The organism is Streptomyces oceani (assembly GCF_001751245.1).
GTDB classification, from domain to species: Bacteria; Actinomycetota; Actinomycetes; order Streptomycetales; family Streptomycetaceae; genus Streptomyces; species Streptomyces oceani.
Map to the genome: position 1 here is coordinate 139047 of NZ_LJGU01000115.1, position 12825 is coordinate 151871.

Here is a 12825-nt window from a genome sequence, read left to right on the forward strand (position 1 = left end):
CCGGCCGGAGCCGTCCCGTACGGCGGCGAGCGCGTGCAGCGCGGAGTCCAGCGCGGCCGGGTGCAGCGGGAACGAGCCGGCGTCGGCGTCCTCGGGCAGTGCCACCTCGGCCAGCACCTCCTCGCCGTACCGCCAGGCGGCGCGCAGACCACGAAAGAGCGGACCGTAGCCGTATCCGGCGTCGGTCAGCCGGTCGTAGAGGTCCTCGACCGGGACGGGCTCCGCGTCGCGCGGCGGCCACGCGCGGGTGAACTCCGGCAGCTCCGGGGAGCCGCCCGGGCGCGGGTCACCTGGTTCGAGCAGACCGGTGGCGTGTCGGGTCCACGGCGCGTCCGGCGCCTCCTCGGGTCGTGCGTGTACGGCCAGCGGGCGGGCGCCGGTCTCGTCCACGGCGCCGACCGCCAACTGCACCTGCGTCCAGCCGCGTTCCGGCAGCACCAGCGGCTCGTGCAGAGTCAGTTCGTCGACCAGGTGGCAGCCGACGTGGTCTCCGGCGTACACCGCGAGGTCCACGAAGGCGGTGCCGGGCAGCAGGACGGTGCCGTGCACGGCGTGTTCGGCCAGCCAGCCCGGGGAGCGCTGGGACAGGCGTGCGGTGAACAGCGTCTGGTGCGTGTCCGCGACGGAGACGTTCGCCGCCAGCAGCGGGTGTTCCGCCGTTCCCAGCCCGGCGGAGGCGACGTCGGCGCCGGCACCGTGGTCGAGCCAGAAGCTCCGCCCCTGGAAGGGATAGGTGGGCAGCGGCACCTGACGTCCGTCCGGGTAGAGGGCGTGCCAGTCCGGGGTGGCGCCCCGCACCTGGGCCGTGGCCAGGGAGAGCAGGAACCGTGCCGGCCCGTCCTCCGCACGGCGCAGCGACTCGACGACGGCGGCCTCGGGCGCGAGCTCCCGCAGACCGCCGGTCAGCACCGGGTGCGGGCTGACCTCGACCAGGAGGTCGTGGCCCTGCTCCAGCAGGCTCTCGACGGCGGTGTCCAGCCGCACGGTCTCGCGCAGGTTCCGGTACCAGTAGTGGGCGTCCAGAGTGGTGGTGTCCAGGCTCTCGCCGGTCACCGTCGAGTAGAAGGGGATCTCGGCGGCGCGGGGCCGGATGTCGGACAGCGCGGCGCACAGTTCCGTACGAACGCGCTCCACGTGCGCCGAGTGGGCGGCGTAGTCGACCGGGACGCGCCGCGCCCGCACCCCCTCGCTCGTGCAGCGGTCCAACAGCGCCTCGAGGGCGGCGGGTTCGCCCGACACCACCACCGACGTGGGGCCGTTCACCGCCGCGATGGACAGGCCGGGCTCCAGGCGTGCGCGTGCCTCCGTCTCGGCCAGCGGCACCGAGACCATGCCGCCCTGACCGGCCAGTGCCAGAAGTGCCCGGCTGCGCAGCGCCACCACCCGCGCGGCGTCCGCGAGGGACAGCGCGCCGGCGACGCAGGCCGCCGCGATCTCGCCCTGGGAGTGTCCGACGACCGCCAGCGGCGCGACACCGTACGCGCGCCACAGCTCGGCCAGCGACACCATCACCGCGAACAGCGCCGGCTGCACCACGTCCACGCGTGCCAACTCGCTCTCCGAGCGCAGCACCTCCAGCAGCGACCACTCGACGTGTGGGGACAGCGCCTCGGCGCACTCGTCCATACGAGCCGCGAACACCGGGGAGAACTCCAGGAGGTCGAGGGCCATTCCGGCCCACTGCGCCCCCTGTCCCGGGAAGACGAACGCGCTCCGGCCGGTGCCCGTGCACTCCCCGGTCACCAGTGCCGGGTCCGGGGCGTCGGTGGCCAGAGCCGACAGCGCCCGTACGAGGTCCGCGCGGTCGTGGCCGACCACGGCGGCACGGTACTGGTGGGCCGTACGCCCGGTGGCCAGGGAGAAGCCGATGTCCACGGAGCGCACCGTCGGGTCGCCGAAGAGCCGGTCGAGCAACCGGGTGGCCTGCTGGCACAGCGCGGACGGGGTCTTCGCCGAGAGCATCCACGGCAGCGGGCTGCTGGGAGTATCCGTCACCTCGCCGATGGCCGTGGGCGCGCCGCCGTCGTGCTCGGCGGCTTCCGGACATGGCGGGCCCGCGATGTCGTGGTCGGGCTGCTCGATGATGGTGTGCGCGTTGGTGCCGCTGATACCGAAGGAGGACACGCCCACCCGACGCGGTCGTCCCGTACGGGGCCAGGGGGTGGGCTCGGTCAGCAGCGACACCGCGCCCTGGGACCAGTCGACGTGTGTGGAGGGCTGGTCCACGTGCAGCGTCGGCGGCAGTGTCCCGTGCCGCATGGCCTGCACCATCTTGATGATTCCGGCCACGCCGGCGGCGGCCTGGGTGTGGCCGATGTTGGACTTCACCGAGCCCAGCCACAAGGGCTCCTGGCCGCGGCCCTGCCCGTAGGTGGCGAGCAGCGCCTGCGCCTCGATCGGGTCGCCCAGGGCAGTGCCGGTGCCGTGTGCCTCGACGGCGTCGACGTCGCCGGACTCGAGTCCGGCCTGGCTCAGCGCACGGCGGATGACCCGCTGTTGGGAGGGGCCGTTCGGGGCTGAGAGGCCGTTGGAGGCGCCGTCGGAGTTGACCGCGCTGCCCCGTACCACGGCGAGCACGGGGTGCCCGTGCCGGCGCGCGTCGGACAACCGCTCCACCAACAGCATCCCCGCGCCCTCGCCCCAGCCGGTGCCGTCCGCGGCCGCCGCGAACGGCTTGCAACGGCCGTCGGCGGCCATGCCCCGCTGCCGGCTGAAGTCGATGAACGCGGTGGGCGTCGCCAGCACCGCGACCCCGCCGACGAGGGCAAGCGAGCACTCGCCGTCTCGTAGCGCCTGGCCGGCGAGGTGCAGCGCCACCAGGGACGAGGAGCAGGCGGTGTCCACGGTGACGGCCGGGCCCTCCAGACCGAGGGCGTAGGCCACCCGGCCGGACACGACGCTGGCGGAGTTGCCCGTCGCCACGTAGCCCTCCCCGCCACCCGGCGAGGCGGCGAGCAGGGTGCCGTAGTCCTGGCCGTTGGTGCCGGCGAACACGCCGGTGTCGCTTCCGGCGAGCGAGGTCGGGGCGATTCCGGCGCGTTCGATCGCTTCCCAGGCGAGCTCCATCAGCAGTCGCTGCTGCGGGTCCATCGCGGTCGCCTCACGCGGTGACACCCCGAAGAACTCCGCGTCGAAGCGGTCGACGTCGGGCAGGAAACCCCCCTCGCGCACGTACGTGGTGCCCGCCCGGTCGGGGTCGGGGTCGTAGAGCGCGTCCAGGTCCCAGCCGCGTCCGGCCGGCACCGGCCCCATCGCGTCCTGGCCCCCGAGCACCAGTTCCCACAGGTCCTCGGGGGCGCGTACCCCACCTGGCAGACGGCAGCTCATGGAGACGATGGCGAGGGGGTCGTCGGTGTCCGCGCGGTGGGTCCGCACGGGGGTGCCGGACGTGGCGGAGTCGTGCGAACCGCCGAGCAGGTCAGCGCTGATCCGAGTGGCGAGAGCGTCCGGGGTCGGGTGGTCGAAGACGAGGGTGGCGGGCAGCCGCAGCCCGGTGGCGGTGGCGAGCCGGTTGCGCAGCTCGACGGAGGTCAGCGAGTCGAAGCCCAGCTCGGAGAAGGCACGTTCGGGGCCCACCCGCTGGGGCGAGTCGTGTCCGAGGACGGTTGCCGCGTGGGTCCGTACGACATCCAGCAGCAGGCGGTGCCGGTCGTCGGCCGGAAGCTCGGCGAGCCGGTCGGTCAGGTGAGGGCCGGAAGCGGCGTGCCCGAGTGGGCCTGGGGCGCGTCGGGTCGGCCTGGCGAGGCCGCGTAGCAGTGCCGGGGCCGTGGCGGCGTCCAGCGCGGCGGTGTCCAACCGCATGGGCACGTAGACCGCGTCGGTGCCGCGCAGCGCCGCGTCGAGCAGGGCGAGCCCGTGGGTGGTGGACAGTCCGGTGATGCCGGAGCGGGACATGCGACGTACGTCGATGTCGGTCAACTGTTGGGTCAGTTGGCTGCGTTCCGCCCACAGTCCCCAGGCCAGCGAGGTCGCCGGCAACCCCCACGCCCTCCGCGACTGCGCCAACGCGTCCACCGCACTGTTCGCCGCCGCGTAACCCCCCTGCCCCGCACCACCGAACACCCCAGCAGCCGACGAGAACAACACGAAATCCACCACCTCCTCCCGCCCACACGTCAACTCATGCAACCACCACGCCCCATCCACCTTCGGACCCAACACCCGCTCCACACGCCCCACATCCAACCCACCCACCACCCCGTCATCCACCACACCCGCCGCATGCACCACCACCGACAACACCTCAATCGACTCCACCACCCGCGCCAACGCCCCACGATCACCCACATCACACGCCACCACCCGCACCCGCGCACCCAACCCCACCAACTCCTCCTCCAACTCCCCCATCCCCGGCGCCCCACCACCCCGACGCGACACCAACACCACCTCCCGCACACCCCACCGCTCCACCACATGCCGCGCCACCACCCCACCCAAAACCCCCGACGCACCCGTCACCAACGCAGCACCCACCCGCCCACCCACCACCCGATCCGTCCGCTCACCGGCACCCTGGTCAGCGTCCCGATCGGCGCGCACCAGTCGTGGTGCGTACAGTCGCCCGTCCCGGGCGGCGAGTTGGGGCTCGTCCATGGCCAGCGCCGTGGGCAGCACCCGGTCGAGGGACTCGACGGAGTCGAGGTCGAGCAGCACCAGGCGCCCAGCGGTGTCCTCGGCCTGGGCGGAGCGCACCAGTCCGCCCACCGCCGCCTGCGCGAGATCGACCTCCGCGGCGCCGCCCGGCTCGGTCGTGACCGCGCCCCGGGTCAGGACCACCAGGGTCGAGTCCGCGTAGCGGTCCTCGGCCTGCCACCGCTGGAGTACGGGCAACGTACGGGCCAGCGCCTCCCGCACGGACAGCGGGTGGGAGGGGTGGGGCAACACGACGGTGCCCGGCACCGGGTCCAGTGCCTCCAGCCGCGCCGTGTCGTCCAGGATCGTCCAGGTCCTCGGGTCGGTCTCCGGGCCGGTCTCCGACGGGGTCTCCGGCTGACTGTCCGTGACCTGGCGGGGTGTGCGCGTCGTGTCGTCCAGCGGTGTCCAGTCCAACCGGAACAGCCCCTGGGGGGTGCCGCTCGGTTGCGTCAGCAGTGGCCGCAGGACGAGGGAGTCCACCCGGGCCACCGGAGCGCCGGCGCTGTCGGCGACGGTCAGTGCGAAGGTCCCCTCGCCGTCCTCCGCGCGCGGATCGAGCCGCACCCGGAGGTTCGAGACTCCGCGCGAGCGCAGCGTGACGCCGTTCCAGGAGAACGGCAGCCGAGCCCGCCGGTCCGTGAACTCGCCGACCCCCAGGGCGTGCAGGGCCGCGTCGAGCAGCGCCGGGTGCAGCCCGTACGCCGTGGGGTCTCCGGCGTCGGGCTGCTCGGGAAACCGCACCTCGGCGAAGATGGCGCCCTCCCGCGTCCACGCGGACCGCAGGCCGCGGAAGACCGGGCCGTAGTCGAGTCCGGCGGCTTCGAGCCCGGCGTAGATTCCGGCCACGTCGACCTCGGCCGCGCCGGACGGTGGCCATACCGTCAGGGTCTCCTCCGGGTCGCCGTGGTCCGGCGCCGGGGCTCCGTCGGCGAGCGTGCCGCAGGCGTGGCGGGTCCATGCCCCGTCCGTCCCCTCCGGCCTGGAGTGCAGGGCGAGCGAACGGTGCCCGCCGTCCTCGGGCGGCCCCACGGCCAGTTGGATCTGTACGGCCTCGTCCGGAGGAAGCAGCAGCGGCGCCTCCAGGGTGAGGTCCGACACCCCCGCGCTGTCGGTCCGTTGGGCGGCGTACAGCGCCAGTTCGACGAACGCCGTCCCCGGCAGCAGCACTGCCCCGTCCACCGCGTGCTCGGAGAGCCACGGGTGGCTGCGGCGGGACAGCCGCGCGGTGAAGAGATGGCCGCCGCCCTCCGCGAGGGCCACCGCGGCGCCCAGCAACGGGTGACCGGCCGCGCCCAGGCCGGTACTGCCGAGGTCGCCGTGGCCGTCCACCGGGTCGAGCCAGTAGCGTTCCCGCTCGAACGGGTAGGTGGGCAGGTCCACCGATTCGCCGCCGGGCATCAGCGCGGGCCAGTCCACCTCGGCGCCGTACGCGTGCGCCTGTGCGACCGAGGCGAGGAAGCGCGCCAGATCGCCGTCGTCCCGGCGCAGCGTGCCGAGAGCGTGGGCACGCCCGCCCGCGGCGTCCACGGTGTCCTCGATGCCGGGGACGAGCACGGGGTGCGGGCTGATCTCGGCGAAGACCCTGACCCGACGCCGGGTCAGGGCGTCGACGACCTGCTCCAGCCGCACCGTCTCCCGCAGGTTGCGATACCAGTAGTCGGCGTCCAGTCGGCTCGTGTCGAGCGGCTCGCCGGTCACCGTGGAGTGGAACGGGATCTCGCTGGTACGCGGCGTGATCGGGGCGAGTTCGGCGAGCAGGCGCGCGCGGATCTCCTCGACCCCGGCCGAGTGCGAGGCGTAGTCGACGGGCACCCGGCGGGCGCGTACGCCCTCGGCCTCGCAGCGGGCGAGTAGCGCGTCGAGGGAGTCGGGGTCGCCGGACACGACGACGGCCGACGGTCCGTTCACGGCGGCCACGGACAGGCCGCCCGTGTCCGCCGCCGAGGAGTCCGCCGTCGCCGTCAGCAGCGGGCGCGCCTCCGTCTCGGACAGCGCCAGCGAGACCATGCCGCCCTGACCGGCGAGTTCCCGCAGCGCCCGGCTGCGCAGCGCGACGACCCGCGCCGCGTCCGGCAGCGTAAGGCCGCCGGCAACACACGCGGCGGCGATCTCGCCCTGCGAGTGGCCCACCACGACCGAGGGGCGTACGCCGGCGGCGCGCCACAGCTCGGCCAGCGACACCATCACGGCGAACAGCGCCGGCTGTACGACGTCCACCCTGCCGAGTGCCTCCTCGTCCCCCAGCACCTCCCGCAGCGACCAGTCGACGTACGGGGACAGCGCCTGGGCGCACTCGTCCATACGAGCCGCGAACACCGGGGAGGAGGCCAGGAGGTCGAGGGCCATTCCGGCCCACTGCGAACCCTGGCCGGGAAAGACGAACGCGACGTCCGCCGTACCCGCCGGTGCCGACCCGGTGACGACCGAGGCGGCTGGTTCTCCGGCCGCCAGCGCGGACAGCCCGGTGAGCAGTTCGGCCCGGTCCACGCCGGTCACGACGGCCCGTTCGCCGAAACGGGTCCTGGAGAGCGCCAGGGAGTGCGCCACGTCCAGCGCTGACCGGTCGGCGACACGCTCGCTGATCAGGCGTGCCTGTTCCCGCAGGGCCCCCGGAGCGCGAGCGGAGAGCACCCAGGCGTACGGACCGGGGTACGGCGAGTCGGGGGCGCCCGCGGGCTCGGGGGGGTCCGGCTGGTCGAGGTCAGCTGGCCGCCCGGAGTCGGCCGGTGTGGCCTCGGGGGCCTGGCCGATGATCAGGTGTGCGTTGGTGCCGCTGACGCCGAACGAGGAGACGGCCGCCGTACGCGGTCCGTCCGTACGCGGCCAGGGCAGCGGTTCGGTCAGCAGCGACACCGCGCCCTCGGACCAGTCCACCCGCGTGGTGGGCTCGGTCACGTGCAGGGTCCGCGGCAGCAGGCCGTGCCGGATCGCCAGCACCATCTTCATGACCCCCGCCACGCCGGCGGCGGCCTGGGCATGTCCGATGTTGGACTTCACCGAGCCCAGCCACAACGGTTCGGCGCGCCGCTGCCCGTAGGTCGCGAGCAGCGCCTGCGCCTCGATCGGGTCGCCGAGAGTGGTGCCCGTGCCATGTGCCTCGACCGCCTGGACCTGGTCGGGGGTCAGCCGTGCCACGTGCAGGGCCTGTTGGATGACCCGCTGCTGTGCGGGCCCGTTCGGGGCGGTCAGCGCGCTGCTGGCGCCGTCCTGGTTGACGGCGCCACCGCGCAGTACGGCCAGCACCGGGTGGCCGTGTCGGCGCGCGTCCGACAGGCGCTCCAGCACCAGCAGTCCCAGTCCCTCGGAGAACCCGGTGCCGTCGGTGCTGTCGGAGAACGGCTTGCAGCGCCCGTCCGGCGACATCCCACGCTGCCGGCTGAACTCGACGAAGACGCTGGGCGTGGCCATGACCGTCACGCCGCCGGCCAGCGCCATCTCGCACTCGCCCCGTTGCAGCGCCTGCGCCGCGAGGTGGATGGCCACCAGGGACGAGGAGCACGCGGTGTCGATGGAGACCGCCGGCCCTTCCAGCCCGAGGGTGTACGCCACCCGGCCGGAGGCGACGCTTCCGGCGCTGCCGTTGCCGAGATAGCCCTCGAAGCCCTCGGGGGCTCGTTGGAGCAGCCGCGCGGCGTAGTCGTTGTACATCACCCCCGCGAACACGCCCGTACGGCTGCCGCGCAGGGAGGTCGGGTCGATTCCCGCGCGCTCCACGGCCTCCCAGGAGGCTTCCAGCAACAGGCGTTGCTGCGGGTCGATCGCCAGAGCCTCGCGCGGGCTGATGCCGAAGAAGCCGGCGTCGAAGCGGTCCGCGTCGTACAGGAAGCCGCCCTCACGGGCATAGCTGGTGCCGGTCTGGTCCGGGTCGGGGTCGTAGAGCGCGTCCAGGTCCCAGCCCCGGTTGTCCGGGAACCCCGAGACCACGTCCCGCCCCTCGCGCAGCAGTTCCCACAGGTCCTCGGGAGAGCGTACGCCGCCGGGGAAGCGGCAGCTCATCGACACGATCGCGACGGGCTCGTCGGTCTGCTCCGCGCTCTTGGCCCGGTCCTCGGCCTCCCGCAGCCGTTCGCGGGTACGGCGCAGGTCGGTGGTGACCTTCTTGAGGTAGTCCAACAGCTTCTGCTCGTTGTCCACGCGGATTCCCCTAAGCTCTGCGGTCGTTGCTCGATCGCTGGCCGTCCGGCGCGAGGCGCGGGCCAGCTTGGTGGCGGGACACGGCGGCGAGGGCCGCCCACGGTCGTCGCCGCTATGGCGTGGGTGGGGTTCTCACAGGTCGAACTCCCGGTCGATCAGGTCGAAGACCTCGTCGGCGGTAGCTCCGCCGAGGTCCGCGTCGTACGCCTCGGCAGGGGCGGGCTCGGCAGGGGCTGGGATGCTCGGGCCGGAGGCCGTCGGGGCGGGGGGGTGCTGGAGACGGTCGCGTACCCGGCCCAGCAGCGTCTCCAGACGTACGGTGATCTCCTCCCCGCTGTCGTCGGCCGGGTCGAACCCGGCGAACGCGTCCTCCAGGCGGGACAGTTCCGGGAGCATGGGCGGCTCCGGGAAGCCCACGGCGGGCTCCTCCTGCGGCTGGCCCGGTGCCGCTGCCCCCGTCGACTTCCCCGTCGACTCCGCCGGCGGCTGAAGCCGGGGCGCCAGCCGCTCGTGGAGCAGGGACGCCAGGGCGTCGCACGTCGGATGGTCGAACACGACCGTCGCGGGCAGCCGCAGCCCGGTTCCTCGGCCCAGCCGGTTCCGCAGTTCCACGGCGGTCAGCGAGTCCAGGCCCATGCTGAGCAGGCCACGGCCGGGATCGAGGGCCTCCGGCTCGGCGTGCCCGAGGACGGTCGCCACCTGCCCAGTGACCAACCAAAGCAACACCCGGTGGCGCTCCTCCTCCGGGGCCGCGGCCAACTGCTCCAGAAGCTCCCGCTCCGGCGGCGCGGACGAGACGGCGGCGGAGGAGGTGTCGGCGGCGGAGGAGGTGTCGGCGGACGCGAGCGTGCTGCCCGTCCCGGGGCGGCCCCGCGGCCGTACGAGATCGCGCAGCAGCCCCGACACCTCGTCCCGGCGCGCCCCGGCGTCCAGGACCGTGGCGACGACGCTCCCGTCACGCTCGCCCAGCGCCGCGTCGAACAGCGCCAGGCCGTGCTCCGACGCGAGCGGCAGCAGGCCGCCACGCGCCATGCGGGCCAGGTCCGTACGCCCCAGGTGCTCGGTGAGTTCGCTGCGCTGCTCCCAGAATCCCCAGGCGATGGCGGTCGCCGCGGAGCCGGACCTGCGGCGGCGTACGGCCAGCGCCTCCAGCGCCGCGTTGGCCGCGGCGTAGTTGGCCTGCCCGGCCGCGCCGAACGTCGCCGCGGCGGAGGAGAACAGCACGAAGGCCGACAGCTCCGCGTCCCGCGTCAACTCGTCCAGATGCCAGGCGGCGTCCAGCTTGGGCCGCAGCACCCGATCGATCCGTTCCGTGTCCATTGCCTGGACGACTCCGTCGTCCAGCACCCCGGCCGCGTGCACCACGGCGGTGAGCGGATGCTCGGGCGGAACAGACGCCAGGAGTTGGCTCACCTCCGCGCGCTGGGCCAGGTCGCAGGCCACGATGTCCACCCGGGCGCCCAGCGCGGACAGTTCCGCGCGCAACTCCTCGGCGCCCGGCGCCTGGTCACCACGCCGGCTCGCCAGCAGCAGGCTGCGTACGCCGTGTTCCCGCACCAGGTGGTGGGCGAAGAGCTTGCCGAGTGTCCCCGGCGCGCCGGTGATCAGCACCGTGCCGGTCCCGCCCAGGGACGGTGCCGATTCGGAGCGCGTCCGGGACAACCGAGGCACGAGGGTCGCGCCGTCCCGTACCGCCAGTTGAGCCTCACCGGAGGCGGTGAGCTCGGCGAGTGCCTCCTCGGCCACCTCATCCCCCGGGCCCACATCCACCAGGACGAACTGGTCCGGGTGTTCGGACTGCGCGGACCTGAGCAGCCCGGTCACCGCGGCCGTGGCCAGATCCGGAAGTTCGTCCTCGGTCACGGCGAAGGCTCCTCGTGTCATGACGAGGAGACGCGCGTCCGTGGGCCGCTCCACCGAGAGCCAGCCGCGTACGAGTCGCACGGCCCGGTCCAACGCGGCCCGTACGTCCTCCCGGGGGTCCGCGCCGTCGGTCTGCGCGGGATGCGTCGCGGCCACCACCAACTCGGCGTCGAGGTCCACCCGAAGCAGCTCGTCCGGGTCGGTCACCAGGACGGGGGGCTTGCCCGTCACGGCCACGGGCCGCGGGGACAACGGCTGCCAGTCCAGCCGGAACAGGCCGTCCTGATGCCGGCTCAGCAGGCTGGCCGAGACCGGGCGCACGGTGAGTGCCTCGACGGAGAGGATCGGTCGGCTGTCGTCGTCCTCCACCTCCAGTGAGACGGTGTTCGGTCCCGCCGGCGCGATCCGTGCGCGCAGCTCCGCGGGGCCCGTGCCGTACGACCGCACGCCACGCCAGGAGAAGGGCAGGTGCCCCTGGCTCTCGGGAAGGAAGTCGCCCAGCCCGATGGCGTGCAGCACCGCGTCGAGCAGCGCGGGGTGTGTGCCGTAACCCTCGAGGTCGGCCACGGCGTCCTCGGGCAGCCGCGCCCGCGCGTGGATCTCCGTGCCCGCCCGCCAGGCGGCGGTGAGGCCGCGGAAGGTCGGGCCGTACCGGAAACCGCCCCGGGCGACGTCCTCGTAGAAGCCGGTGAGGTCGATCTCCTGTGCCTCCGGCGGCCGTTCGGCGTTTCGGAAAGCGGGTGGAGTCGGTTCGGTCGACGCCGTGCCGAGCGTGCCCGTGGCGTGCCGAATCCAGTCGGTGTCCGGGTGCCGGGAGTACACCTCCAGCGGGCGTCGCCCGGCGTCCTCGGCTCCGACCGACAGCTGAAGCTGAACCGCGCCGTCCGGTGGGAGGGTCAGCGGTTCGGCGAGGGTCAGCTCCTCCACCTCGGGGCAGCCGAGCTGGTCACCCGCGTGCAGAGCCAGTTCGAGCAGTGCGGTGCCGGGGACGAGTACGGTGCCGCGTACGGCGTGGTCGGTGAGCCAGGGGTGGGTGGAGCGGGAGAGCTGACCGGTGAGCACGGTCAGGTCCCCGCCCGCCAGCGGGACAGCCGCGCCCAACAGGGGGTGCGTGGCGGCGTCCACACCCAGGTCGGAGGGGTCCGCGGGGGTGTGTTTGGTGCCGGCGGTGAGCCAGTAGTGCTCGTGTTGGAAGGGGTAGGTGGGCAGGTCGACGCGTCGTCCTGGTGGCAGCACGCTCGCCCAGTCCACCGCAGCGCCCGCGACGAACGCCTCCGCCAACGAGGTGCACAGGCGATCCGCACCCCCCTCGCCCCGACGCAACGTACCCACCACAGCCGTCTCCGGCACGCTCTCCTGCAACCCACCCAACAACACCGGATGCGCACTCACCTCAACCAACACCGACCCAGGCACCGACCGCACCACCTCATCCAACCGCACCGGCTCCCGCAGATTCCGATACCAGTAATCGGCGTCCAACCGGCAGTCCAACAACCCAGCGGTCACCGTCGAGTAGAACGGCACCTCCGGCTCCTTCGGCTCCAACCCCACCAACGCCTCCCGCAACTCCTCCTCAATCTCCTCCACCTGCACCGAATGCGAGGCGTAATCCACCTCCACCCACCGCACCCACACACCACGCCCCTCACACGCCTCCACCAACCCCTCCAACCCCACCACCGAACCCGACACCACCGTCGACTCCGGCCCATTCACCGCCGCCACCGACACACCCACCACCCCACACTCCACCAACAACTCCTCCACCCCCAACCGCGACAACCCCACCGACACCATCCCCCCACCACCCGCAAGCCGCCCACCAATCAACCCCGAACGCACCGCCACCACCCGCGCACCCTCCTCCAACGACAACGCACCCGACACCACCGCCGCCGCAATCTCCCCCTGCGAATGCCCCACCACCGCAGCCGGCACCACACCAAACCACTCCCACACCCGCGACAACGACACCATCACCGCCCACAACACCGGCTGCACCACATCCACCCGACCCAACATCTCCTCATCCCCCAACACCCCCACCAACGACCACCCAACAAACGGCTCCAACGCCCGCTCACACTCACCCATCGCCTCCGCAAACACCACCGACTCACCCAACAACTCCCGCGCCATCCCCACCCACTGCGACCCCTGCCCCGGAAACACAAACACCGGACCACG

General features: G+C 73.2%; 2 protein-coding genes. Both read right to left on the reverse strand.

Annotated features, from left to right (window positions below; genetic code table 11):
- Positions 1-8772: type I polyketide synthase (locus AN216_RS30085; RefSeq protein ID WP_070196234.1), on the reverse strand; the 8772-nt coding region annotated here is incomplete at its 3' end.
- A gap of 132 nt (positions 8773-8904) precedes the next feature.
- Entirely contained in the window at positions 8905-12816 is a 3912-nt protein-coding gene (locus AN216_RS29625) for a type I polyketide synthase (RefSeq protein WP_244502386.1), read from the reverse strand.
- Positions 12817-12825 lie beyond the last annotated feature (9 nt).